The 23103-nt window shown below is 65.7% G+C and carries 24 protein-coding genes and 1 tRNA gene; 9 read left to right on the top strand and 16 right to left on the bottom strand.

Annotated features, from left to right (window positions below; all coding sequences use genetic code 11):
* The first annotated feature begins 27 nt into the window (after window positions 1-27).
* On the top strand, window positions 28-369 hold the full coding sequence (locus ACAH01_RS10525; RefSeq protein WP_372479139.1) for a glutaredoxin family protein: 342 nt from the start codon (window positions 28-30) through the stop codon (window positions 367-369).
* Here ACAH01_RS10525 and ACAH01_RS10520 read toward each other — a convergent pair.
* The 5 genes from ACAH01_RS10520 to ACAH01_RS10500 all read right to left on the bottom strand — a co-directional run bounded on the left by ACAH01_RS10520 (window position 366) and on the right by ACAH01_RS10500 (window position 6366).
* Window positions 366-2288, bottom strand: coding sequence for a beta-CASP ribonuclease aCPSF1 (locus ACAH01_RS10520; protein ID WP_372479138.1), 1923 nt, complete (start codon window positions 2286-2288; stop codon window positions 366-368). The two genes, ACAH01_RS10525 and ACAH01_RS10520, sit on opposite strands and share 4 nt — an antisense overlap.
* A 168-nt stretch (window positions 2289-2456) precedes the next feature.
* Window positions 2457-3506: a low specificity L-threonine aldolase gene (locus ACAH01_RS10515; RefSeq protein WP_372479137.1), complete on the bottom strand. Its 1050-nt coding sequence runs from the start codon at window positions 3504-3506 to the stop codon at window positions 2457-2459.
* Window positions 3507-3509: 3 nt separating this feature from the next.
* Complete coding sequence (locus ACAH01_RS10510) at window positions 3510-3884, bottom strand: winged helix-turn-helix transcriptional regulator (RefSeq protein WP_372479136.1); 375 nt, start codon at window positions 3882-3884, stop codon at window positions 3510-3512.
* A 134-nt stretch (window positions 3885-4018) separates the two neighbouring features.
* Window positions 4019-4285 (bottom strand): MarR family transcriptional regulator, encoded by a 267-nt coding sequence (locus ACAH01_RS10505; RefSeq protein WP_018259440.1) that lies wholly within the window; start codon window positions 4283-4285, stop codon window positions 4019-4021.
* Window positions 4286-4374: 89 nt separating this feature from the next.
* Window positions 4375-6366 (bottom strand): AMP-binding protein, encoded by a 1992-nt coding sequence (locus tag ACAH01_RS10500; RefSeq protein ID WP_372479135.1) that lies wholly within the window; start codon window positions 6364-6366, stop codon window positions 4375-4377.
* Between the two features lie 191 nt (window positions 6367-6557).
* Here ACAH01_RS10500 and ACAH01_RS10495 point away from each other — a divergent pair, with 191 nt between their 5' ends.
* The gene (locus tag ACAH01_RS10495) at window positions 6558-6962 is read left to right on the top strand and encodes a CBS domain-containing protein (RefSeq protein WP_015763012.1); all 405 of its coding nucleotides are present in this window, start codon (window positions 6558-6560) and stop codon (window positions 6960-6962) included.
* 115 nt (window positions 6963-7077) lie between these two features.
* Here ACAH01_RS10495 and ACAH01_RS10490 read toward each other — a convergent pair whose 3' ends face one another.
* On the bottom strand, window positions 7078-8055 hold the full coding sequence (locus ACAH01_RS10490) for an ROK family protein (protein ID WP_372479134.1): 978 nt from the start codon (window positions 8053-8055) through the stop codon (window positions 7078-7080).
* Between the two features lie 249 nt (window positions 8056-8304).
* Here ACAH01_RS10490 and ACAH01_RS10485 point away from each other — a divergent pair, with 249 nt between their 5' ends.
* The gene (locus ACAH01_RS10485; RefSeq protein ID WP_372479133.1) at window positions 8305-9834 is read left to right on the top strand and encodes a YegP family protein; all 1530 of its coding nucleotides are present in this window, start codon (window positions 8305-8307) and stop codon (window positions 9832-9834) included.
* A 4-nt stretch (window positions 9835-9838) separates the two neighbouring features.
* On the opposite strand, the gene ACAH01_RS10480 is transcribed toward ACAH01_RS10485, so the two are convergent.
* Window positions 9839-10645, bottom strand: a complete 807-nt coding sequence (locus ACAH01_RS10480; protein WP_372479132.1) for a MarR family transcriptional regulator — start codon at window positions 10643-10645, stop codon at window positions 9839-9841.
* A 187-nt stretch (window positions 10646-10832) separates the two neighbouring features.
* Here ACAH01_RS10480 and ACAH01_RS10475 point away from each other — a divergent pair, with 187 nt between their 5' ends.
* Window positions 10833-11033, top strand: a complete 201-nt coding sequence (locus tag ACAH01_RS10475; RefSeq protein ID WP_153553192.1) for a hypothetical protein — start codon at window positions 10833-10835, stop codon at window positions 11031-11033.
* A gap of 4 nt (window positions 11034-11037) precedes the next feature.
* On the opposite strand, the gene ACAH01_RS10470 is transcribed toward ACAH01_RS10475, so the two are convergent.
* From ACAH01_RS10470 to ACAH01_RS10445, 6 genes are all read right to left on the bottom strand, one after another.
* A complete protein-coding gene (locus ACAH01_RS10470; RefSeq protein WP_372479131.1) occupies window positions 11038-12678 on the bottom strand; it encodes an aryl-sulfate sulfotransferase in 1641 nt (546 codons plus the stop codon).
* A 79-nt stretch (window positions 12679-12757) separates the two neighbouring features.
* Window positions 12758-12943, bottom strand: coding sequence for a hypothetical protein (locus ACAH01_RS10465; RefSeq protein ID WP_170094067.1), 186 nt, complete (start codon window positions 12941-12943; stop codon window positions 12758-12760).
* A 125-nt stretch (window positions 12944-13068) separates the two neighbouring features.
* Complete coding sequence (gene glmU / locus ACAH01_RS10460; protein WP_372479130.1) at window positions 13069-14250, bottom strand: bifunctional sugar-1-phosphate nucleotidylyltransferase/acetyltransferase; 1182 nt, start codon at window positions 14248-14250, stop codon at window positions 13069-13071.
* Window positions 14251-14590: 340 nt separating this feature from the next.
* Window positions 14591-14665: transfer RNA gene (locus tag ACAH01_RS10455), tRNA-Glu, on the bottom strand.
* Between the two features lie 66 nt (window positions 14666-14731).
* Window positions 14732-15844 (bottom strand): sensor histidine kinase, encoded by a 1113-nt coding sequence (locus tag ACAH01_RS10450; RefSeq protein WP_372479129.1) that lies wholly within the window; start codon window positions 15842-15844, stop codon window positions 14732-14734.
* Between the two features lie 180 nt (window positions 15845-16024).
* On the bottom strand, window positions 16025-17989 hold the full coding sequence (locus ACAH01_RS10445) for a 3-hydroxyacyl-CoA dehydrogenase/enoyl-CoA hydratase family protein (RefSeq protein WP_170094070.1): 1965 nt from the start codon (window positions 17987-17989) through the stop codon (window positions 16025-16027).
* 113 nt (window positions 17990-18102) lie between these two features.
* On the opposite strand from ACAH01_RS10445, the gene ACAH01_RS10440 reads away from it, so the two are divergent.
* Window positions 18103-19260, top strand: coding sequence for an acyl-CoA dehydrogenase family protein (locus ACAH01_RS10440; RefSeq protein ID WP_170094071.1), 1158 nt, complete (start codon window positions 18103-18105; stop codon window positions 19258-19260).
* On the opposite strand, the gene ACAH01_RS10435 is transcribed toward ACAH01_RS10440, so the two are convergent.
* Window positions 19257-19646 carry a hypothetical protein gene (locus tag ACAH01_RS10435; protein WP_372480805.1) on the bottom strand — a complete coding sequence of 130 codons (390 nt, stop codon included), beginning with the start codon at window positions 19644-19646 and terminating at the stop codon, window positions 19257-19259. The genes ACAH01_RS10440 and ACAH01_RS10435 overlap by 4 nt on opposite strands.
* Window positions 19647-19744: 98 nt before the next feature.
* On the opposite strand from ACAH01_RS10435, the gene ACAH01_RS10430 reads away from it, so the two are divergent.
* Entirely contained in the window at window positions 19745-20353 is a 609-nt protein-coding gene (locus ACAH01_RS10430; RefSeq protein WP_372479128.1) for a DNA-3-methyladenine glycosylase, read from the top strand.
* Window positions 20354-20535: 182 nt separating this feature from the next.
* Here the strand turns inward: ACAH01_RS10430 and ACAH01_RS10425 are convergent, their stop codons facing one another.
* Entirely contained in the window at window positions 20536-20808 is a 273-nt protein-coding gene (locus ACAH01_RS10425; RefSeq protein WP_208627837.1) for a hypothetical protein, read from the bottom strand.
* 44 nt (window positions 20809-20852) lie between these two features.
* On the bottom strand, window positions 20853-21317 hold the full coding sequence (locus ACAH01_RS10420; RefSeq protein ID WP_372479127.1) for a nucleoside deaminase: 465 nt from the start codon (window positions 21315-21317) through the stop codon (window positions 20853-20855).
* 233 nt (window positions 21318-21550) lie between these two features.
* Between ACAH01_RS10420 and epsC the strand changes: the two genes are divergently transcribed.
* The 3 genes from epsC (at window position 21551) to ACAH01_RS10405 (ending at window position 23096) form a co-directional block, all read left to right on the top strand.
* Complete coding sequence (gene epsC / locus ACAH01_RS10415; RefSeq protein WP_372479126.1) at window positions 21551-22156, top strand: serine O-acetyltransferase EpsC; 606 nt, start codon at window positions 21551-21553, stop codon at window positions 22154-22156.
* A 173-nt stretch (window positions 22157-22329) separates the two neighbouring features.
* A complete protein-coding gene (gene sdhC / locus ACAH01_RS10410) occupies window positions 22330-22725 on the top strand; it encodes a succinate dehydrogenase, cytochrome b556 subunit (protein WP_015763031.1) in 396 nt (131 codons plus the stop codon).
* Window positions 22725-23096 (top strand): succinate dehydrogenase hydrophobic membrane anchor subunit, encoded by a 372-nt coding sequence (locus tag ACAH01_RS10405; RefSeq protein ID WP_372479125.1) that lies wholly within the window; start codon window positions 22725-22727, stop codon window positions 23094-23096. The genes sdhC and ACAH01_RS10405 overlap by 1 nt, the downstream gene beginning before the upstream one ends.
* Window positions 23097-23103 lie beyond the last annotated feature (7 nt).

Raw genomic sequence — 23103 nt, 5'->3', positions numbered from 1 at the left:
TTGCGCACGGAGAGCGAGGACACGTGTATGACGTTCAATCCGAACGAGGGACTGCCACAGGAGGAGGTCACGGAGCGCGTCGACGAGGCAATCGAGAACAACGAGGTCGTCCTGTTCATGAAGGGCACAGAGATGATGCCTCAGTGTGGGTACTCGGACAAGGCACTCACGCTGATCGGACAGTGTCGCGACGACTTCGAGACGGTCGACGTACTCGAATCCCTCGACGAGTATCGGGCGGCACTGGAAGAACACAGCGGCCGTGAGACGATTCCACAGACGTTCGTCGACGGGGAGTTCGTCGGAGGTAGCGATATCCTAGAGCAGTACGCCGAGCGGGGCGAACTCGAAGCGACGCTGCAGGCCTAGACGAACCGGAACGTTTCGAGGTTCTTCGGGTTGTAGGTCCGCATGTTGAATTTCTGGTAGAGTGCCGACGACAGCTGATTCGTCGACTGTTCGTCGCCGTGGACGCAGATGACTTTCTCGGGCCGGGGATGCATCGTCTCGACGAAGGTCTCCAGTCCCTGTCGGTCGGCGTGGCCGGAGAAGCCGTCGACGGTTTCGACTTCCATCTTCAGCGAGACGCGTTCGGCGCGGGGCCCGCTGCCGTCCGACAGCGTGATCTCGTCCTGTCCGCGCTGGATCTGTCGGCCGAGGGTACCCTCTGCCTGGTAGCCGACGAACATCATCATGTTGTCCGGGTCGCTACCGAGCAGGCGGAGCCACGACATCACGGGACCGCCAGTAACCATCCCGGAGGTCGTGAGGACGATACAGGGTTCGTCGTCGGCGATGTCTTGGCGCATCTCTTGGCCGCCGTCGACCTGCTGGAACTGCTCGGCCAGGAAGGGATTCTCGTCTTCGTAGAGAATCCGTTGGCGGAGGTCGTCGCGGAGGTACTCGGGATAGGCAGTGTGAATCGCCGTCGCTTCGCGGATCATCCCGTCGAGATGGACGGGCATGGTCGGAATGTCGCCGCTTCGCATTGCCTCTTCGAGGACGAGCATGAGTTCCTGTGACCGGCCGACGGCGAAGGCCGGAATGAGGATCTTCCCGCCTCGATCGTAGGCTTCGTTGATGGCTTTCTTCAGGACGCGCTCGGAGTCGGCCTGATCTGTCTGGTAGTCGTTTTTCCCGCCGTAGGTCGATTCGAGCACGAGGGTCTCGACGCGCGGGAAGTCGTTGACCGCGCCGTCGAGCAGGCGGGTATCGCGGTAGTGGATGTCTCCGGAGAAGGCGACGTTGTAGTGACCGTCGCCGATGTGGAAGTGCGACACGGCGGAGCCGAGGATGTGTCCGGCGTTGTGCATCGTCAGCTTCACGTCGGGCGCGATGTCGGTGACGTTGCCGTACTCGACGGGAATCGTGTGTTTGAGTGCGTCCCGGACCTGCTGGCTCTCGTAGGGGGGTGCGCGTCCCTCTTTGGCGGCGACGTCGAGGTAGTCGAGCTGGAGGAGCCCCATCAGGTCCCGGGTCGGTGCAGTGGTGTAGATCGGGCCGTCGTAGCCGTACTTGAACAGGATCGGGATGAGCGCGGAGTGGTCGAGGTGGGCGTGCGTGAGTACGACCGCGTCGATCGACTGTGGACCGGCGGCGAGGGCCTCCGGTGCCTGGAGGTACGGCACCTCTCCTTCCGCGCCGGGCTTGTCGCCACAGTCGATGAGGATGCGCGACTCGGGCGTCGAGAGGATGAACGCGGCGCGTCCGACCTCGCGACAGCAGCCGAGCGTCGTCAGGCGCACCCAGTCGGTGTCGTCCGTCGTCGGACGGTTGATCTGGCGACCGACGCGTTCGAGGATGTCACGTCGTTCGGTCCGTTCCTGTTTGAGGAAGTTCCGGACGTTCGAGACGGTCGAGGACTCCATCGGTGGTGTTCGGACGACTTCCGGTGTCCAGCCGACCGACGCCGAGATTTCGTCGAGGGTCTCGCCGTGGCGGCCGATGACGAGGCCGGGCTTTTCGGCTTCGATGAACACTTCGCCGGTGTCGTGGTCGAAGTCGAGGTTCTGGACGCCCGCAGCGTCCGGGATCGTCGACGAGATCTCATCGCGGGCCCGTTGCTCGTCGACGAGTGCGCCCTGCGTCGGGCGAACGTTGATGCGCTTCTGGAGGGTCTGGGCGAGGTTCGGTACGAGCCGGTCCCTGTTGGCGACCTTCCGTGCGTCGGGCGTGTAGATGACGAGTTCTGGCCCTTCGAACGTCACCGAGGCGATCTCGATGTCGTCCGGCGTTTCCTGCTCGACCGTTGTTCGAATCTTCTCAAGTGTCTCGTCTGCGGAACTCATGGGTTGAAATCAACGATTAGTGGCCGTCAGCGGCTGCGAAAACGACGGCAACGGGGGTTCGATAGATGCGGCTATGCTGGGGAGTGGCAAGAACCTTTGCTTCTCGATCCACGCACTCGGAGGCCCAGAGTTGGGTCCGGTCGCACGACGATCTGGCGTCGGGGCCGGCTACTCGGTAGTCTCTCGGACTACGCGTCCGATCCGATCGATCGCCGCGTCGATGTCGGCGCGGTCCACGTCGAGGTTGGTACAGAGCCGCGTCGTGTACTCTGAGACGCTCCCACAGCGGACGCCACGCGCCACACAGGCCTCGACGAAGGCCTCGCTGGTGATCCCGGCTGGTTCGCTGTCGACGACGACGATGTTGGTCTCCGGTGTCGGCACGCGGAGGCCGTCTATCGCGTCGAGACCGGTCGCCAGTCGCCGTGCGTTCTCGTGGTCGTCGGCGAGCCGGTCGACGTTGTCGAGCGCTTCGAGGCCGGGTGCCGCGATCATGCCCGCCTGCCTCATTCCGCCGCCGAACAGCTTGCGGAGGCGACGGGCCTCGTCGACGAACGACTCGGTGCCCGCGAGGACCGAGCCGACGGGTGCGCCCAGTCCCTTGGAGAGACAGGCCATCACCGAGTCGGCTTCCCGGGCGAGCGCGGCCGGCGTGGTGTCCAGTGCGACCGCAGCGTTCCACAGCCGCGCGCCGTCGAGGTGGACCGGCACGTCGAGAGCGTGTGCCGCGTCACACGCAGCGTCGACGTGGGCTTCGGGGACCGCGACGCCGCCGCGGTAGTTGTGCGTGTTCTCCAGTGTCACCAGACCGGTCCCCGGTCGGTGCAGGTCCTCGGCGACGAACGCCTCGTTGATCTGTTCGGGGGTCGGGACGCAGCGCTCTTCGGCGTCGACCGTGCGACACTGGAGCTGTGCGTGCTGGGCGGTCCCGCCGAGTTCCCAGCGATAGATGTGTGACTCACGGTCCAGCAGGAGTTCCTGTCCACGTTCGGTGTGGGCTCGGACGGCGATCTGGTTGCCCATGGTGCCGCTGGGAACGAAGAGCGCGTCGGCTTTCCCGAGCAGATCGGCGGCACGGGACTCCAGTTCGGCGACGGTGGGATCTTCCCCGTACACGTCGTCGCCGACCGGGGCGTTGCGGGCGGCCTCTCGCATGGCTGTCGAGGGCCTGGTCACCGTGTCCGAGCGGAGGTCGATCGTGTCGGCGTGTCCGGACATGGATCAGGCCTGCTGGGCGGCGTCGTCACTCGGTTCCGTCAGGTGAGCTTTCCCCCACTCGGCCATCGCATCGATCACCGGTTCGAGCGACGAGCCCCGTTCTGTCAGGGAGTACTGGACCCGAAACGGCTGTTCGCTGATGACCTCGCGGTCGACCAGGCCGTGTTCTTGGAGGTCTTCGAGACTGTCCGAGAGGACTTTGCTGGAGATCCCGTCGACGCTCTCTTTCAGTTCGTTGAACCCGGACGGGCCGTGTTCGAGCAGGCGGTGGACCAGTACCGGGTGCCACTTCTTCCCGATCACCGACGCCGTCGTCGTGATCGGACACCACTCCTCGCCGGCACACCACACTTCCAGGGGCTCGCTGGCGTCTGTCATCGTCGCACGGCTACGTGGTCCCCACGGTTATAGTTACGTGTCGTAAGTGGGTTCGGGATGGAAACTCCGACGGTCGAGGCTCTCGCGTCGCTGGCGGATCGATCGACGAAGAGAGACCGCAGCGGCCCGAACTCCTACGGTGAGACTGTCGACGCTCGGTAGACCTTCTTGCGGGCGTCGGGCAGAAAGACCTCTTCGGTGACGAGATCGGCTTCCGAGAGGGTTTCGAGCGCGGCGCGTACGGTTCGTTTCGGGAGCAGCGTCTCCTCGGCCAGCTGTGCCTGCGTCATCGCGCCCTCGCTGTCGAGCACCCAGTGGACGAACTTGGCACTCGGCGGTGCGTCTTCGAGCTGGTGGCGCGGCAGTGACTCACCGGTATCGGACTGTGTCGTTGCGGTCATCCAGTGACCATCCATTGTGGCTTCTGCATTAATAGCTCTTGGTTACCGCCAGCATACCCGGTCTGACCGACGTGTGGCGCGACGTGCGCTCAGCCTTCGCGTTGTTCGCTGGCGGCGGCCGCCAGCGCGTCGATCGTCGCCGGATTCTCGATGCTGCTGGTGTCGCCGATCGTCTCGCCGGTGTAGGCACCCGCGACGGCCCGGCGGACGATCTTGCCGCTCTGGGTCTTGGGGAAGCCGTCGACGAAGACCACGTCTCGGGGCCGGAACGGCTTGCCGAGTTCGCGACCGACCTGCGAGCGCAGGTCTGTCCGGAGGTCCTCGTCGGCCTCGACGCCGTCTTCGAGGACGACGAACGCGACGACGGCGGTGCCCGTCGTGTCGTCTGGCACTCCGACGGCGGCGGCCTGATTGACGGCGTCGTGTGCGATCAGTGCCCCCTCGACCTCCGCGGGGCCGACCTTCCGACCGGCGACGTTGAGTGCGTCGTCGGCTCGACCGTGGAGGTACCAGAGTCCGTCCTCGTCTTTCTGGGCCCAGTCGCCGTGGTCCCAGCAGTCCTCCCACGTCGACCAGTACGCTTCGAGGTAGCGCTCGTCGCCGCTCCACAGGGACTTTGTCGTGCTGGGACAGGAGTCCCGTGCCACGAGAAAGCCCCGCTCGTGGTCGTCCGCGACGGACTCGCCGGTGCTGTCGACGATGTCGACGTCCATCCCCAGCCCCGGCCCGCCCAGCGTGCAGGGCTTGAGGGGCTGAATCGGCATCGGCATGAGGAAGCACCCGCAGATCTCGGTGCCGCCGGAGATGTTGATGATCGGAGTCTCGCCGCCGCCGACGTGCTCGTAGAACCACCGCCAGGACTCGTCGTCCCAGGGTTCGCCCGTCGATCCCAGCAGCCGTAGCGACGAGAGGTCGTGGGCCTCGACGGGGTCGGTGCCGTGTTTGCGAAGCGCACGGATCGCGGTCGGACTGATGCCGAACTGGGTCAGTCCGTGGCGTTCGATCATGTCCCAGAAGCGGTCCGGGCCGGGATAGTCGGGCGCGCCCTCGTACATGAAGACGGTGCCGCCGAACGTGTGGGTCCCGATCAGCGTCCAGGGCCCCATCATCCAGCCGATGTCGGAGACCCAGAAGAACCGGTCTGCGGGCTGCAAGTCGAACCCGAAGTGTAGTTCCTTCGCCGTCTGCACCTGGACCCCGGCGTGCGTGTGGACGATCCCCTTGGGTTCGCCGGTGGTCCCCGAAGAGTACAGCAGCATCGACTCGTCGTTCGCGTCGAGGCGTTCGGTCTCGAAGGTCGCGTCGGCGGTTCCGACGGCGTCGGCCCACCGCTCGTCGCGATCGGTCCAGGGGATCTCGTCGACCACACCCAGGCGGTCGAAGACGACCGCGTCCGTGACGCCGCCGGCCTGATCGATGGCCTCGTCGAGGGTGTCTTTCAGCCGGATCTCGTCGCCGCGCCGGTAGAATCCGTCGGCGGTAAAGAGCACGTTACAGTCGCTGTCCGCGATCCGGGTCGCGGTCGCGTCGACGCCGAACCCGGAGAAGATCGGGACGGCGATCGCTCCCAGTTTGAAACAGCCGTACAGGATCGAGACGACCTCGGGGACCATCGGCATGTACAGGCCGACCGTGTCCCCCCGCTCGATGCCTCGCTCGCGGAGCGCGTTGGCCACGCGGTTGGCCTGTCGGTGGAGGTCGTGGTACGTGACGTGGCGCTGGTCGCCGGGCTCGCCCTCCCAGATGCAGGCCACGCGGTTGCGTGCCTCGCTGTCGAGGGCGGCGTGGCGATCCAGGACGTTGTGCGCGAGATTGATCGTGCCGCCGGGATACCACCGGGTGAACTGCGGGCCGTCCGTGTCGTCCCGGATCTGGTCGTACGGTTCGTAGAACTCGATGTCGAGGTAGTCGACGATCTCGTCCCAGAACCAGTCGATCCCGGAGGCGGGCTCTCCATCTACGTGTCCGGTGGTGCGTGCGATCAGTTCCTCGTAGTCGGCGATGTCGTAGGTCCGCATGAACTGGGCGACGTTTGTCTCCTCGACGAACGACTCGTCGGGGACGTGGACGAACTCACCCATCGCACTCACCGCCGTCGCGGTCGGCTGTGGAACCCGCCGTCTGGCGAGTGACTCGCTGGCACATATCTATTCGTTTGACATTCATCGACAATGATTGCTTGGTGAATTGTAGGGTAAACTACACTACCGAACTGGCGAACGGTTCTGCCGTGATGGCAACGCATATTAGGCCGACATTGGTACATCTGCACATGGACGACATTTTTGTCGGACGACTGATGACATCCGACCCGGTAACGGTCTCACCAGACACGCTCGTCGAGGACGCGGCACAGCTGATGATCGACGAATCGATCGGTTCGCTGATCGTCACCGACGACGACAACGACATCCGAGGGATCCTCACGTCGACCGACTTCGTGGAGATCGTCAAGGAGAGCGATCCGAAGGCTCAGACGACCGTCGAGCGCTACATGAGTACGGACGTGCTGACGACGACCGCACAGGAGCAGATTCAGGCGGTCGCAGACCTGATGCTCGAAGCGGGCATCCACCACGTTCCCGTCGTCGACGAGACCGAGGGCGTCATCGGAATCATCTCCACGACGGACCTCACCGCGTACGTCTCGACGGTCCAGACGCCGAGTCCGGCCTGACGCGCTCTCTTTCCTGCGGACTCGAATCGCCGGACACCTTCTCGGGCTGGCGATCGCCCGCCCGCGAACGCCGCCGCCCCCAGTGGCGACCGCGACACGGCGACAGCCAGCCGTATCAGTCGTCCGTGTCGGCTCGTTCGCTCGCGGTCGGTTCCCAGGCCCTCGCCTCCGAGCGCTGCTCGACGAACGCTGCGAGCGCGCCGTAGAGACCGATGTCGTCGCCCAGCCGGCTGATTCGGATCTCGGGTCGCTCGACGAACAGGTAGTCGTCGAGGTACCGATCGATCCCGTCCAACACGACGCGCTCGTTGTTCATCGCGACGCCGCCCCCGACGGTGATGAGTCCCGGATTGAGAGCGTTACAGATGGCTCCGATCCCGGCCGCGTTGTACCGCGCGACGCGATCGAGACAGGACTGGGCGAACGCGTCCCCCTCCGATGCGGCCCTGAACACGTCCTGGGCCGTCATTTCGGCATCGAGGGTCGTCTCCGGTTCCTCTGTGCCGATCCGTCTGGACACGTTCCGGGCGATCCCACGTCCCGAGCAGAACGCCTCCCACGCGCCCGTGACGCCCGTACTCTCCACGTCGCTGTCGGGTGCGACCGGGAGCAGACCGAACTCGCCAGCCTGGGCCGACTCGCCCCGGACGAGCCGGCCGCCGTCGACGACGCCGCCGCCGATACCGGTGCCGAACGTGACGTGGACGAGGGTGTCGACGTCGTCGCGAGAGCCGTAGTGCCACTCGCCCAGCACGGCGGCGTTGCAGTCGTTTTCGACGACGACCGGGAGCCCGTGGGCCTCGTGGATCGCCCGGCCGGCTTCGATCCGATCGACGGTGTCGCCGTCGGTCGTATCCAGCTCGTCGATCTGGGCTCTGTTTCTGTCGACGAGCCCGGTACAGGAGATGGCGACCCCGGAGAGCGGTTCCGTCGCCGCCGCGGTCAGGTCCGCGACGGCGTCGACGAGCTGGCGCTCCAGGTCGTACGGTCGAGTCGGTTCGACGGTCACGTCCGTGATAATATCCCCGCTCGGGACCGCGACTCCGTACCGAAAGTTCGTGCTTCCGATCCCGAACACGGCGACCTGATCCATACACCATCCCATCCGTTCAGTCAACTTAAGTATCCTTCCGTTAGCGGCCGCCCGGCCTCGGTGGCGACCGGCAGGCGTCGCCTACGCCGTCTCGACAGGGGACTCTCCCCCTGAACGAGTCTTCTGACCGACACGTGTCAGTTGCGACCACTTCGAGACACAGGTGCCCTGCGGGTAGCCGCCCTATACCGAAGATTGCGGAACCGTACTGCATCTTTAAGTATCACGTTGACGATATTCATTATAGATATGGCAAGTTCCAGTACGGAGGACGGGGCCCTGCTCAAGTGGTATCGTAACCGCATCGCCGAGCCGACGACCGACGACGAAGTGTACGGTTACTGGTTGTTCGTCTTCGGTGTCGTGATCGGTCTGTTCGGCGTGTTACTCGCTGGCTCGACTGCCGGACAGACCAGCGGGTCGTTCCAGCGACTGGCCGGGATCGCCCTGGGCGGCCTCGGACTGCTGTTCGTCCTGATCGGGCCGATCATCCGGCTTCCGCTAGAACGGCGGGCGACGAGGGTCGCCTACGTCGGGGCGGCCATCAGCATCCTCGCGATCGTCTGGCTCGTCCTCTCGTTCGACGGCGGGCGTGGCCAGCGTTCGATCGTCTTCGGGACCTACGGCATCGGGATGGCCGTCATCGCGCTGGGCGCGATCCTCGTGCCGATGATGAACGAGACCGACGGCGAGACCGCCGTCTCGGCCGCGGAGTCGGCGGCCCAACGGGCGCAGGCGGACGCAGATAGTGCCCGTACAGAGGCCGCGGAACACCGAGCAGACGCCGACGACCTTCGCGATCAGGTCGCCGCTCGGACCGACGAACTGGCAGTGCTCCACGACAGCGCGGCGACGTTCGAGCTGTACGAGGACAGGGGCGGCAAGTACCGCTGGCGGCTCCGCCACCGCAACAGCAACATCATCGCCGACAGCGCACAGGGGTACTCCCGTCGCGTCGACGCCCAGAACGGGATCGAGAGCGTTCGCCGCAACGCACTGGGCGGCGCGCTCGTGGAACTCGAAACCGAGATCGACGACTCGACCGACGAGGCCGAGACGGGCGTCGTCGCCTACCCGCCGGGCGAGAGCAAGGCGACGTTCGAGCTGTACGAGGACAACGCGGGCGGATACCGCTGGCGACTCCAGCACGCCAACGGCAACATCATCGCCGACAGCGGCGAGGGCTACACCGAGCGCCGCGAGGCCGAGGCGGCCATCGAGCGCGTGAGCGAGCGGGCCGGACCGGCACAGTACCTCCGTGCCGATCCGACGGCCTTCGAGGTGTACCAGGACGCCGCCGAAGAGTGGCGCTGGCGGCTGATTCACAAGAACGGCAAGATCCTCGCCGACAGCGGTGAGGGGTACGCCTCCCGCAGCAGGGCTCGCGACGCCGTCGATCGGGTCCGGTCGGGGCTGGAAGACGACGACTACGAGTTCGAGATCTACGAGGACATGGCCGGCAAGTACCGCTGGCGGCTCGAAGCGGACAACGGCGAGATCGTCGCCGACAGCGGGCAGGGCTTCAGCGAGGAGCGGGGCGCACGCGAGAGCATCGATCGCGTCGAGGGACACGCGCCCGACGCCGCGGCGCTGGACATCGGACTGGCGGCTTTCGAGGTCTTCGAGGACAACGCCGGACAGTATCGCTGGCGACTCCGCCACCGCAACGGGAACATCCTCGCGGACGGCGGCCAGGGGTACAGCTCGCGGACGAAGGCCTTCGACGGCATCGACAGCGTCAAGCGAAACGCGCCCAACGCCGAGACCACCGACGCCTGACGGCTCAGTCGTCGTACTCGACGATCTCGAAAGCCGCGTCGCCGTTTCTCAGCGTGTCGGTCAGTCCGGCGAGATCGTCCGCCACCGCCAGCAGACACACGTCGAGCCCCTTCGTCGCGGCCTCCGCGACGGCGGCCGCCGTCGCGAACTGGATGTCGACGTCGAGGTCGGCGGCGTGGGCCGTCGCGACGGCCTCCGTCCCCGAGACCGCGAGCAAGTCGTGGTCGCGCGCTTCTGCGGCGACGGCCGCGTGATCCACGTCGCCACTCCCGCCGTCGCGGATCGGCGGGATCGAGACGATCGTCACCGTCCCGAGGTCGTACTCCAGGACGCCGTCGAAGTCGGTGATACCCACGTCCCGGCCCGCCTCGGCCGCCGAGACGGCGACCGCGGTCGCCGTCCCGGCCTCGCCCGGTGTCGCGTGCAACACGCCCTCTCGCATCGTCAGCGAGACCGCCTGCCCGTCCTCGATGGCGGTGGTCGCGATGGCGGTCTCGATCTCGACTTCGCCGATCACGTCGTCAGAGACGTGGTCGACGAACTCCCGGAGGTCGGTCGTCTGCGTGATGAGCCAGTCGACCCCCTCCTTGGTGACCTCGTAGCGCCCTCGTCCGTGCTTCTGGACGAACTCGTTCTCGACGAGATCCTGGAGGTAGTTCGAGACCGCCTGCGAGGTGATGCCGATGCTGTCGGCGATCTCCTGTTGACTGACTGCCGGCTGGCGCTCGGCGATCTCGATGAGGATCTGGTACTGAGTCGCCGACCGCTTGCTCTGGAGGACCGTGGTGCCGTCGTGTGCCCCGTCCGTCATTGTCGATGCTGAGGGCGGCCGGGACAAGTATGTTTGCCCTTTCTCCCCACAGGACCGGCGCTGGGGCGCTCACGATCGTCTAAAGGAAAGTCGAGTTGCCACCGGGCAAGCCACGTTGTGGTCGGTCCCAGCGTGGTTGTGCCAGGAAAACCGATGATATTTCACCCCACTGGACGGAGTGGCGACCATGACGGACGACGAACTCCCCGACATCCCCGTGATCTGTACGGACTGTGACACCCGGACCAAGGTCGCGTTCGACGAGGTCGAGGCGGCGGTCGAGCGCCACAACGAACAGCTCCACGACGGTGAGACAGTCGCGCAGGTCGATCCCGAGGTCATGGAGGTCCTCGCCGACCGCGTCGCCGAAGATCTGGGACTGCTGTAGGCCGTCAGCGGACGTTTTCGACCCCTGTTCTGACGCGTCGCCCGATGCCGGCGGCGACGCCCCGGAGCGTGTGGCCCGCCCAGTAGAACTCGCTGCCCGCCCAGCACAGACCGACGAGCACGAACAGCGTGGCGAAGGCTAGGTCGGTAAAGAGGACCCACGGCGGTGCGGTGTAGAGGATCCCGTTCGTGACCAGCGACGGCGTCACGTCTTTCAGGGTGAGCCAGAACCGGTCGGTGGGGGTCCGATCGCCGCTGGTCTCGACCGACGCTCCGACCGAGGGCGGCGTCGCCGTCCCGTTCGCCGCCCCCTCCGGCTGGGTCCGGGGTTCGATCGGTGCCCGTCCCCTGAGCCGTGCGGCCGGTCCGCCCTCGCTCTCGTCGCCGGTTCCGATCCGCTCGACGTCGTAGGGCATCCCGACGTTGGCCGACCAGACGATCTCGTCGTCGGCGTTCACCTCGACGAGTCGGTTGCCGTTTGAGTCGACCAGCAGCGTGTTGCCGTTAGGGAGTCGGTCGGCGTCCCGTGGCCACTTGAGACGCACGTCCTGCCAGGACCAGCTCTGGACCCACTCGCCGTCGACGCGCTGGTACTCGACGACGCGGGCGTTCTCGGAGTCCGCGACGACGACGGCGGGGCCGCCGTACGCTCGCGGGATGTAGTCGGCGTTGTGTTGCTCGTAGAGGATCGAGTGGTTGCCGTCCTCGCCGAGAGTCCAGTCTTCGTCGACGGCGTACCCGCCGCCGTCGGTCCGGTCGAGGAAGATCACCTCGTCCATGTTGCGCGGACTGAGCATGATCCGGCCGTCGGCCAGCACTTCCACGTCGTTGACGTGCGTCCAGTCCCCGCCCTGACCGCCGGCCTCGGGGCTGTAGTGTTCGTCGAAGCGCCACTCCCAGACGATCGAGTCGTCGCGCGTGTCCACGACGAACACTGAGTCTTCGACGATGTCGGCGACGATCAGGTGGGTGTCGTTGAGCCGATCAACGTCGTGCCAGCGGCCGGACGCGACCTGGGGCGTCATCTCGGCGTACACGGTCTCGTGGTCGCCCGTGGTGAGGTTGACGCGGTTGACGACGTTTCGCGTACACTGGTCGCCGTGGAACTGTTCGCACTCTGTCCCCTCGAAGTGTTTCGCGGCGACGTACTCGACGGTGTAGCGCTCGCCCTCGACGGGATCCACGTCGAAGTAGACCCGGTAGGTGTCGTTGAAGTAGACGACGCTACCGTCGGGCGTCAGCGCGGCCAACTCTGCCGTCTGGCCGCTCACGTAGAACCCCTGTGTCGCGACGACGGTCAGACCCCGATCGCCGCTGGCCGCCCGGACCTGCCGGGTCGACCAGTTCTCGCCGGGCAGTGTCTCGGACTTCGCCCGGTCGAACCGTGATTCTACGTCGATCTCCGTCAGACCAGTCGACGCCGGTGTCGCCGTGGGCGTCGCGTCACCGCCGGCCGATCCGTCGTCCGCCGTCTCGTTCGCGCCGCTCGATTCCGGCGTCGCAGTCGCCGTCTCGGTGACGGTCCCACCGGTCTCGCTCTCGGCACCGGCAGTCGACTGGAGAAACGACTGGCCGACCGCCGCGGCCGAGAGGATCATGACCGTCAGAAAGAGGACTCGCAGCGCCGATCGTGTGCGCGCTCTCATCGGTTGAACGGGCGGAGAATCGACCGACTGCGGTTAAGTCTTTGTGAACGCTCAACGTCGCTTTGAGCGATCGGGTCGCTCAGCGCTCGTCCCACGCGCTCAGACAGGACTCGTCACAGAAGTGCGCTTCCTGGACGGTGTCGTCTTCGATCCAGGTCACTTCGCGGTGGGTCGGTTCGTTCACGATCGCGTCGCCACAGTGCTCGCAGTCGGGCGCTTCGGACTCGTCTAAGTCCTCGTGATGGTCCGATGTGGGATCTACCATTAGCCGAACCGTCGGTGTCGCGGTATTTAATCCCAAAGATATCTCACGCGCCGTGTGCCCCTCGCTTGACTGCTCGTCCGGAATCGCTGCCCTCGGCGTCACGGACGGACAGTCACACTGCCGGCTTACCGATCCCGCGTGACCGACTCGCCCGGCGTCGTGCTGGCCCCGCTCGACAGGGTGACGCCGGGATTGATGCTCGTGTTGACCGCGGTCTTGACGCCGTCTCCGGCGACGACGCCGTACTTTCGTCGGCCGGTCGAGACGCGGTCGCCCTTGACGGTCTGTCTGACCGGCTCCCCGTCGTGACGGAGGTTCGCCACCTGCGTGCCGGCTCCGAAGTTCACGTCCTCGCCGAGGACGCTGTCGCCGACGTAGGTGACGTGGGGGACGGCCGAGCCCGCACCGATCACGCTGTTTTTGATCTCGACGCCGTGGCCGACGTGGGTGTCCTCGGCAAGGAGCGTCGCTCCGCGCACGTAGGCGTTGGGTCCGACTTCCGCGCCGGAACGGATCAGCGCCGGCCCCTCGACGACGACGCCGGGCTCGACGGTCGCGCCGGCCTCGACGACGACGGTTCCGCGAAGCGTCGCGTCACCGCGGACTTCGCCGTCGATCCGCCGATCGAGTTCGCCCAGCTTCCACTCGTTTGCCGCCAGCAACTCCCAGGGTCGCCCCACGTCGAGCCAGCGGTCGACCTCGACGGCGGAGACGGCTCCGGTCTCGATCGCCCGCGCGACCACGTCGGTGATCTCGTACTCGCCGCGCTCGCTTTCCTCGACGTCGAGCCACTCGCGGGCGTCGGCCGGGAACACGTACGCGCCGGCGTTCGCGAGCTCCGTCGGCGGGTCGTCGGGCTTCTCGACGATCCCGGTCACGGTGCTCCGGTCGGTCGAGAGGACGCCGTAGGCCGTCGGATCGTCGACGCGAGACGCCGCGATGGCCGGGCCGGCGTCGAACAGCGCGGCGATCGACGACTGATCGTAGAGGTTGTCGCCGTTGAGGACGGCGAAGGGACCGGCGAGGTGCTCGCGGGCGGCCCTGACGGCGTCCGCGGTGCCGCGTTGCTCGGCCTGGACCGCGAACTCCACCGGGACGCCGCGATACTCCTCGCCGAAGTACGACCTGACCGCGTCGGCTTCGTAGCCGACGACCAGTATCAGCTCGCTCGCCCCCGCCTCGACCGCCGCGTCGGCGGTGTGTGCCACCAGGGGCCGGTCTGCGACCGGCAACATCGGTTTCGGCGTGTCCGCCGTGAGCGGTCGCATTCGCGTCCCCTCACCTGCCGCGAGGATGACTACTTGCATACGTGCCGAGACTCACGGTATCCATTTGATACTGCCGGCTGTCCCTTCGTGAATATCTCCGCCACCCCGGGGTGGCGAAATCGGTCACAGATGTACAGCCGGTCGTATGAGATGGCTCTCGCTCACGAAACTGTTCGCGAGAGAAATGCTCGCTCAGGGATTTGAACAGGTGCGAGACGTGCTCGTGTCACTGCGCGCGACTCGCGTGCTCAAATCCTGTTGATACTACCGGCTGTAAATCTGTGACCGATTTCGCCACCCCGAGGTGGCGAAGATCTTCACGAAGTTACAGCCGGCAGTATGAGATGGCTCTCGCTCACGACGTTGTTCGCGAGAGAAATGCTCGCTCAGGGATTTGAACCCTGGTCATTGGCTCGAAAGGCCAATATGATTGGCCGGACTACACCAAGCGAGCGACGCATATAGGGAGATAGGCTCGTGGTATTTAAAATCGTCTTTCTGCAGGCAGTTTGCGAACCACTCACTCGAATTCGACGCCGGAGACGGTGACCCGGAGGCCCCCGCTCTCGCTCTCGGACAGCGAGAGCTGCCAGCCGTGGGCCGTCACGATCTGCTCGACGATCGTGAGGCCGTAGCCGGTGCCGTGGTCGGTCGTCGTGTACCCGTACTCCAGTACGTCGTCGCGCTCGCTGGGCTCGATTCCGGGGCCGTCGTCGGCGACGAAGAGCCCGTCTTCGGTCCGGTCGACGGTGACAGTCACGCCGGGACCCGTGTGACTGGCGACGTTCTCGAAGAGGTTCTCGAACACCTCCAGCAGTCGGTTCTCGTCGGAGAGCACCGTCCCGAGGTCGTCGCTGGCCGAGAGCGAGCCGTCCTCCGGTCCGGCGGTCGTCCAGGCTCGGTGGACGATCCGTTCCACGTCGACGGGTTCGGGTTCCGTGATCCGATTGCCGTCCCGAGCCAGCGTCAACACGTCCTCGATGAGCGCCTCGATCCGTTCGAGTGACTGCTCGATGTGGTCGAGGTGGGCCGTATCGGCCGTCTCGCGGGCCAGCTGGAGCCGTCCCATGGCGACGTTCAGCGGATTGCGGAGGTCGTGGCTGACGACGCTGGCGAACTGTTCGAGTCGCTCGTCCTGCCGCCGGAGCTTCTCCCAGCCCTCGACGCGTTCGCTGATGTCTGCGATGGTCCCGACGTTGTAGCGGGTCCCGTCGACCTCGATGGCCGTGGTGTGGGTCTCGACGGGGACCTCGGTGCCGTCGAAGCGACTGTGTCTCGCCTCGCGCTGTCGCGTCTCTCCGACCTCGAACGACTCCCAGTACTCCTCGAATCGCGCTCTGTCGATCGCCGGGTTCACCTCCCACAACCCCGTCCCGTGTAGCGACTCGCGATCGGTGCCCAGCAGATCGGCGTACGCCTGGTTCACGTAGGCGAATCGTCCGTCCGCCCCGTAGACGCCGACAGCGACGCCGACGCGCTCCACGACGGCGTTGAAAAATCCCGGCTCGAAGCCGCCGTCGGTCCGTCCGTCCGTCCTCGATCGCTGGTCCGCGACACCTCGTCGCCGGCCGTCGCTGGCAGGCTCGCTCTGTGCACCGTCCCGGTCGCCGTGTCTGCTGTGTTCCCCCGTCATGTTCGCACCCACAGCGCGTACCTGACGCTGATACTCCCTCTTCTGAGCCCAGCATCAAAAACCCCTTCCGTGGTAGCACGACACATCCACCACAGGAGGGCGAATCGATCGGTCCCGTTCAGGGAGTCTCGACGCTCGACTGGTAGGGAGGGGATCGATCGCGAACGACGGTCGACGGGCCTACTTGCCCTGGAAGTCCGGGTCGCCGTCGCCCATGAACGCCGTGATGCCCTCCATCACGTCGTCGGTGCCGATGAGGTGGCCGAAGGCCTGGGCCTCGACCTCCAGTCCGGCGTCGGTGTCGTCGCGCCCGGCCAGCATCGCCTTCTTGGTCAGCTCCTGGGCGACGGGCGGTCCGGCGGCCAGATCGGCGGCCAGTTCGAGCGCCCGCTCGTCGATCTCGTCGTTGGGGACGACCTCGTTGACGAAGCCGTAGTCGGCCATCTCCGCGGCGTCGTAGCGCTCGGCCGTGAAGATGATCTCCTTGGCGCGGCCCTCGCCGACGATGTTGCTCAGGCGCTGGGTGCCGCCCCAGCCCGGCAGCAGGCCGAGGTCGTGCTCGGGCTGGCCGAGTTCGGAGCGCTCGCTGGCGACGCGCATGTCCGCACAGGTGGCCAGTTCCATCCCGCCGCCCAGCGCGTAGCCGTCGATGCCGGCGACGACCGGCATCGGACAGGATTCGAGCTTGCCGAACGTCTGCTGGCCCTTCCGGGAGAGCTCGATCGCCTCCAGCGGCGTCGCGTTGCTCGCCATCGACTGTACGTCCGCGCCCGCGGAGAAGGCCCGGTCGCCCGCGCCGGTCAGCAGGATCGCACGCACCTCGTCGTCCTCCTCGAGGTGGTCGACGGCGTCGGCGATCTCGTCCATCATGTCCGGACTGACCGTGTTCATGCGGTGTGGACGATCGAGTTCGATCTGGGCGACGTACTCTGCGGGGTAGGAAAGCGAGATCGAGTCGTAGTCGGCCGACGCTTCCTCGTCGTCGTCGTAGAAGCCACCCTCCTCGGCGGCCGCTTCGAGGCCGGCCGAGAGTTCGTAGCGGGCTGCACCGGTCTCCTCGTGGGCCGTTTCGAGCGCGTCGACGAGCGCCTCCAGGCCCGTCTCGTCTGCGAGCTTCGCCGGCCCGTCCGGGAAGCCGCCGCCGAGCATCACGGCCTCGTCGATGTCGCTGACGGGCGCGACGTCGTTCTCGACCAGCTTCCCGACCTCGTTGGCCATCACGGCGAGCAGACGATGCTCGACGTCTTCGCGGCCGGCGTCCGTCGGGATGTCGACGCCGCCGTTTTCGTAGTCGTAGAACCCTTCGCCTGACTTCTTGCCCAGCCGCTCGTCTTCGACCGTCTCTTCGAGGAGCGGACACGGTGCGTACTGCTCACCGAGCACCTCGTGCATGTATTCGAGGACGTGGAGGCCGACGTCGTTGCCGACCTGGTCGGAGAGCTCGAACGAACCCATCGGCAGGCCCATGTCGAACTTCGTCGTCGAGTCGACCTCGGCGATCGTCGCCACGTCGTCGTGGACGAGCCAGCAGGCCTCGTTCATCAGCGGGACGAGGATGCGGTTGACGATGAATCCGGGCGAGTCCTTCCGCACTCGGACGGGCGTCTTGTCGAAGGCGTCGGCGAGTGCTTCGATCGCGTCGAGCGTCTCGTCGTCGGTGTGTTCCCCCGAGATGACTTCGACGAGGGGCATCCGGACCGGGGGGTTGAAAAAGTGCATCCCGCAGAACTGCTCTGGACGCTCCGTGACTTCGGACAGCTCCGTGATCGAGAGGCTCGACGTGTTCGTCGCGAAGATCGCGTCCTCGGGAGCGTGGGCTTCCACGTCGCCGTAGACGTCTTTCTTGATCTCCATTTTCTCCGGGACGGCCTCGACGATCACGTCGGCGTCGCCGACGGCCGCCTCCATGTCGACCAGCGGTGTCACGCGTTCCAGCGCCGCGTCGGCTTCGTCCTGGCTGAGCTGTTCTTTTTCCGCGAGTTTGTCGAGGGACCACTCGATGTTGTCGTAGCCGTCCTGGACGAACTCCTCTTTGATGTCGCGCATCTGCACGTCGTAGCCCGCGATGGCGGCGACCTCGGCGATTCCGTGACCCATGTTCCCTGCGCCAAGCACCGCCACAGTCTCAATGTCCTCAAAATCCATGACAGGCGTATCCACTCTCGCCCAGGGTTTCAACGTTTCTCTCGCACAACAACCACGTTGCCGTTTATTTCTGTACGAAATCATTATCTGTGATACCAGTTAACACTGGTAATATGGACTTCGACCTCACAGACGAGCAACGGCAGGTCCGAGACGAGGTGCGACGGTTCGCCGAAAACGAGATCAAACCCAACGCGACCGAGTACGACACCGAGGAGAAGTTTCCTCGTGAGATCGTCGAGCAGGCGGCCGAGATCGGACTCACGGGCGCGAACATTCCCATCGAGTACGGCGGCGTCGGCTACGACACGCTGACCAACGCGATCATCGCCGAAGAGCTGTTCGCGGCCGATCCCGGCATCGGACTCTGCATCCAGTCGACCGCCTTCGGGGCGGACGCACTCGTCGGCTTTGGCACCGAGGAACAGAAAGCGGAGTTCCTCGAACCGGTCGCGACCGGCGACGCCATCATGGGGGCGGCGATCTCCGAGCCCGACGTGGGCTCGGACGTGTCGTCGGTGTCGACGCGGGCAGAGAAAGACGGCGACGAGTGGGTGATCAACGGCAACAAGATGTGGATTACCAACGGTTCGATCGGGGACTACTTCGTCGTACTCTGTAAAACGGACCCGGAGGCGGAGGGTCGGTACAACGGCTTCTCCCAGATCGTCGTCGAGGCCGATCGCGACGGGTTCGAAGCCGACAAGATCACCGGCAAACTCGGCATCCGCGCGTCCGACACCGCCGAGCTGATCCTCGACGACGTGCGCGTCCCCGAAGAGAATCTCGTCGGGACCCGCGGCGCGGGCTTCCTCCAGCTCATGCAGTTCTTCGACGAGACCCGGACGGGCGTCGCCGCACAGGCCGTCGGGATCGCGAAGGGAGCCGCCGAGCGCGCGCTCGATTACGCCGAGGACCGCGAGCAGTTCTCCAAACCAATCAGCGAGTTCCAGGCGATCCAGCACAAGCTCTCCGAGATGCACACGCAGGTCGAGGCCGCCCGGATGCTCACCTACAAGTCCGCCTGGAGCGTCGACAACGAGGGCGACCAGCTGACGATGCTGGCCTCGATGGCCAAAGAGTTCGCCTCACGGGTCGCCGTCGAAGTCGCCGACGAGGCCGTCCAGATCCACGGTGGGGCCGGCTACGTCAACGACTTCGACGTCGAGCGGTTCTACCGCGACGCCAAGATCACCCAGATCTACGAGGGGACCTCGGAGATCCAGAAGAACATCATCGCGCGCGAGCTGCTCGGCAAAGGGATGACCTAAGCCGCGACGCGCAACGCTTCGTCGAGGCTGTCGACCGTCTCGATGTCGACGCCGGGGATCTCCCCGATCTTGCTCTTGAGTGCCATCTTCTTGATGTCGTCTGATACGATAATCCAGTTCGTGATTCCGTACTCGGTGCCGGCCTCTGCGGCCTCCTGTGCCTTCTCGAAGACCTCCCCGTTGAGGGCCGACTCCATTTTCAGGACCGAGACGTGCGTGTCGATGGCGGGGTCGGTCGCCAGCTCTTCGAACCGCTCGTTGACGGCCGCGAAGACTTCCTCTTTCGTCTCGATGTCCGCACCGAACTCGGCGATCAGCGCGTTCTCCTCTACATATAGGCTCCAGTCGTCTGTCGTCACGCTCACCGTTCTGTCCCCGCAGAACATAACTACGTTCCCGTGATTATCACCAGAGATATTCGCCCCCGTCCTCGCTCCGACGCTCGACCGCAACGTTCTCGACGCTCTCGTCCCATCGTCCCTCCGTGAGCGATCCACACGACCGACTCCGCGAGGATCCCGACCTGGGACCGCTCGTCGAGACCCACGGCGAACTGACGATCTCACCGGCCGAGGACTTCTTCGCGCGAATCCTGACCTCGATCGTCCGCCAACAGGTGTCGATGGCGTCGGCGGCTGCCACCCGCGAGCGACTGTTCGACGCCGTCGCGGTGACGCCGTCTGGCGTTCTGGCGGCCGACGACGAGACACTGCGTGACGCCGGCCTCTCTCGACAGAAGACGCGTTACGTCAACAACGTCGCGAGAGCCTTCGAGGAACGCGGACTCTCACGGACGTACTTCGAGGACGTGGACGACGATGCGGTCGTCGACGAACTCACGTCTATCACCGGCGTCGGCGAGTGGACGGCGAACATGCAACTCATCTTCTCGCTGGGCCGCGAGGACGTGTTCCCCGTCGGCGACCTCGGCGTCCGGAAGGGCATGGCGTCGCTCGTCGATCCGGAGCTGACTCGCGCCGAGATGTCCGCGTACGCCGAGCGGTGGGCTCCCTATCGGAGTTACGCCAGCCTCTACCTCTGGCGCGTCGAAGAAGACGTCGAAGAGAGTGTCGACGAGGTCGAATCGCTGTGACCGGCGCGTGTCCCACCGTCGGTGGCCGAAAGGCGGCGGCCAGGAGGGCCGAACTGTCGTCCGGGACCCGGTGCATCAGGATCGAATCACGTCGCCGCCACTCGCCATCTCCCGTGCGAGTATCACAATACGACTGACAAGAGCCTGTCGAAAGAAACCCGTGTGCGGGGCGGCCGCGGCACTTACTCCCCGTCCATCTCGAAGTCCTCGATCGAGTGGCCCTGCCGGACGATCCGCTCGCTGATCAACAGTTTCTCCGTCCGGTCGAGCGCCTCCCAGTCGAGGTGGTCCGGGGGCGACGACTCCAGGGACTCGAACTGTTCGATCACGCGACCGTTGACGAATCGCGAGAACTCCTCGCAGTTCGGGCAGGTCACGGAGAGGTGAGAAACGTCGAAGTCGCGTGTCACGGTGTGCTCTCGGCAGTTCGAGCACCGGTACGTACGCTCGGTCATACCCGTCGAAGGGGTTCGACGGGGTTGAGCACTGTGGTCCGTCGCTACCAGTCGAACGCCTCGTGGACGGCCAGTCCCGCCTCGTGACATACCGGGCCGGTCACGTCGGTGACGCCGTCGAGAATCGCTCCCGAGCGAACCATCGGCTCGCCGCCGGTGAACCGGTGGATCTCGTCGCCGCCGACGCTGTAGACGATCCGCCCCAGTCCGACCGAGCGGAGGCCGCCGGCACACATCGGGCACGGTTCCGTGCTCGTGTACATCACTGTCCGGGCGCGTTCTTCCGGCGTGTACGACCGTTTGGCTTCCAGCGCGAGGTCGAGCTCCGGATGGCGTCGCAGGTCGTCCTCCGTGACGACGCGGTTCGACGCCGCCGCGATCTGCTCGTCGTCCCGGACGAGGACGGAACCGAACGGTCGGTCGCCGCGGTCGGCGGCCCCACGGGCGAGGTCGATGGCCGACTGTACGTGTCGCTCGTGATCGAAGTCCTCGAAATCGGGGTCTGCCATACCGCCACTCTGGCGTGCCCCACAAAGAAAGGTCGGGTCCTCTTGACGGTCTCGCGGGGCAGTAGCGACGGGGTTTAAGAGGCTGGCTCTGCGAACGTAGAGTATGCTTCGCGGGCACGCTCGCGACCGATCGGTCGTCCCACGAACGTACGCTCTCGCCGGCCGTTGTCGGTGAGCGTCCCGCTCTTCTCGTTACCGCGCATCGCTCTCTCACCACGCCTGACACTCCAACAATGTTCGACCGCATCGCAGACGACATCCGATTCGCCAAGGCCAACGATCCGGCCGCAACGAGCACCCTCGTGGTGCTGTTGACCTATCCGGGACTGCACGCCGTCTGGTGGCACCGCCTCGCACACGCCTGTCACCGCCGCGGTCTCGACCTCGCTGCCGCCCTGCTGGCGTACGTCGGTCGATTTCTCACCGGCATCGAGATCCATCCCGGCGCGACCGTCGGCGAGCGGCTGTTCATCGATCACGGTATGGGGACCGTCGTCGGCGAGACCGCCGAGATCGGCGACGAGGTCGTGATGTACCACGGCGTGACGCTGGGCGGGAAGTCCAGCGAGCCGGTCAAACGCCACCCGACGATCGAGGACCGCGCGCTGATCGGTGCCGACGCGACGCTGATCGGCGACATCACGATCGGGGAGGACGCGACCGTCGGTGCCGGGTCCGTCGTCGTCGACGACGTACCCCCCGACACGACCGTCGTCGGCAACCCCGCCCGCCCGATCGACGCTCCCGAAGACGAGGCGGGCGTCCCAGACGCGGACGACGGAGTCCACCCGGACTGTGCCCCCGGCGTCGAACCCCGCTGGCGGGAAGTCCAGTCGTAGGCGTGTCGTTCGGGGGCCACTCGTCTACTCCGGCACTCTCCTGTTACCACGTCCGACTCGACGATCGCCCGTGAGCGACGTGTCACGCAGAACGTGAACTACCGATCATGTTTGCCGGGAGCGCGCGTACGTTGTAGTAACTTCTATTTGTCCCCGCTCCAAGTGCTGGGTGTATGAGTCAGTCTTACAATCGCGGCACCGTCGAGGACTTCGGACGGTGGCGGGACTTCTCGGCCGGGATGTGGGCGTGGATCTTCCACAAGTTCACCGGCTGGGTACTCGTCGGCTACCTCTTTACCCACATCGCCGTGCTGAGCACGGCGATCCAGGGGGAGGCACTGTACAACGGCACCCTGCAGGGACTCGAAGCCCTGCTCGTCGTTCGCTTCCTCGAGGTTGGCCTGCTCGCCGTCGCCGTCTTCCACATCCTCAACGGGCTCCGACTGCTGTTCGTCGATCTGGGTATCGGACTCGAAGCACAGGACAAGAGCTTCTACGCGTCGATGGTGCTGACGGGCGCGATCGTCGTCGCCAGCATCCCGACGTTCCTCGGGGGGAAACTCGTCTAATGGCCGAACACTACTCCTCTTTCGAACGCAAAGGATCGCGGTGGCTGTTACAGCGGGTCACGGCCGTGTTCCTCGTGGGCGTGCTGGCCTTCCACTTCATGCTGCTGCACTTCGTCAACCACGCGGCCGAAGTGACGCTGGCCGGTACTGGCGCGCGAATGAGCGTCGAGCCGTACTTCGTCACGATGATGCTGTTCCTGGTCACCGCGACCTTCCACGGCGTCAACGGCGTCTACAACGCCCTGGTCAACCAGGGGCTCACGGGCACCCGCAAGCGGGCCGTCAAGTGGGTGCTGATCGCTGCAGGCGTGCTCCTGGTCGCCCAGGGCACCCGCGTCGCAGTCGCCATGGCAACCGCACCCGCAACCTGATCTAATC

It is taken from the genome of Halomicrobium sp. HM KBTZ05 (assembly GCF_041530035.1).
GTDB lineage: Archaea > Halobacteriota > Halobacteria > Halobacteriales > Haloarculaceae > Halomicrobium.
This window is presented reverse-complemented; position numbering and strand designations above follow the sequence as displayed.

Coding starts and splice junctions, on each gene's coding strand:
- ACAH01_RS10470 (WP_372479131.1), bottom strand. CDS start 12,678: ATGAGAGCGCGCACACGATCGGCGCTGCGAGTCCTCTTTCTGACGGTC.
- ACAH01_RS10480 (WP_372479132.1), bottom strand. CDS start 10,645: ATGACGGACGGGGCACACGACGGCACCACGGTCCTCCAGAGCAAGCGG.
- epsC (WP_372479126.1), top strand. CDS start 21,551: ATGTTCGACCGCATCGCAGACGACATCCGATTCGCCAAGGCCAACGAT.
- ACAH01_RS10500 (WP_372479135.1), bottom strand. CDS start 6,366: ATGGGTGAGTTCGTCCACGTCCCCGACGAGTCGTTCGTCGAGGAGACA.
- ACAH01_RS10420 (WP_372479127.1), bottom strand. CDS start 21,317: ATGGCAGACCCCGATTTCGAGGACTTCGATCACGAGCGACACGTACAG.
- glmU (WP_372479130.1), bottom strand. CDS start 14,250: ATGCAAGTAGTCATCCTCGCGGCAGGTGAGGGGACGCGAATGCGACCG.
- ACAH01_RS10405 (WP_372479125.1), top strand. CDS start 22,725: ATGGCCGAACACTACTCCTCTTTCGAACGCAAAGGATCGCGGTGGCTG.
- ACAH01_RS10445 (WP_170094070.1), bottom strand. CDS start 17,989: ATGGATTTTGAGGACATTGAGACTGTGGCGGTGCTTGGCGCAGGGAAC.
- ACAH01_RS10515 (WP_372479137.1), bottom strand. CDS start 3,506: ATGTCCGGACACGCCGACACGATCGACCTCCGCTCGGACACGGTGACC.
- ACAH01_RS10450 (WP_372479129.1), bottom strand. CDS start 15,844: ATGACGGGGGAACACAGCAGACACGGCGACCGGGACGGTGCACAGAGC.
- ACAH01_RS10465 (WP_170094067.1), bottom strand. CDS start 12,943: ATGGTAGATCCCACATCGGACCATCACGAGGACTTAGACGAGTCCGAA.
- ACAH01_RS10495 (WP_015763012.1), top strand. CDS start 6,558: ATGGACGACATTTTTGTCGGACGACTGATGACATCCGACCCGGTAACG.
- ACAH01_RS10425 (WP_208627837.1), bottom strand. CDS start 20,808: ATGACCGAGCGTACGTACCGGTGCTCGAACTGCCGAGAGCACACCGTG.
- ACAH01_RS10435 (WP_372480805.1), bottom strand. CDS start 19,646: ATGTTCTGCGGGGACAGAACGGTGAGCGTGACGACAGACGACTGGAGC.
- sdhC (WP_015763031.1), top strand. CDS start 22,330: ATGAGTCAGTCTTACAATCGCGGCACCGTCGAGGACTTCGGACGGTGG.
- ACAH01_RS10440 (WP_170094071.1), top strand. CDS start 18,103: ATGGACTTCGACCTCACAGACGAGCAACGGCAGGTCCGAGACGAGGTG.
- ACAH01_RS10475 (WP_153553192.1), top strand. CDS start 10,833: ATGACGGACGACGAACTCCCCGACATCCCCGTGATCTGTACGGACTGT.
- ACAH01_RS10525 (WP_372479139.1), top strand. CDS start 28: ATGACGTTCAATCCGAACGAGGGACTGCCACAGGAGGAGGTCACGGAG.
- ACAH01_RS10505 (WP_018259440.1), bottom strand. CDS start 4,285: ATGACCGCAACGACACAGTCCGATACCGGTGAGTCACTGCCGCGCCAC.
- ACAH01_RS10510 (WP_372479136.1), bottom strand. CDS start 3,884: ATGACAGACGCCAGCGAGCCCCTGGAAGTGTGGTGTGCCGGCGAGGAG.
- ACAH01_RS10490 (WP_372479134.1), bottom strand. CDS start 8,055: ATGGATCAGGTCGCCGTGTTCGGGATCGGAAGCACGAACTTTCGGTAC.
- ACAH01_RS10485 (WP_372479133.1), top strand. CDS start 8,305: ATGGCAAGTTCCAGTACGGAGGACGGGGCCCTGCTCAAGTGGTATCGT.
- ACAH01_RS10520 (WP_372479138.1), bottom strand. CDS start 2,288: ATGAGTTCCGCAGACGAGACACTTGAGAAGATTCGAACAACGGTCGAG.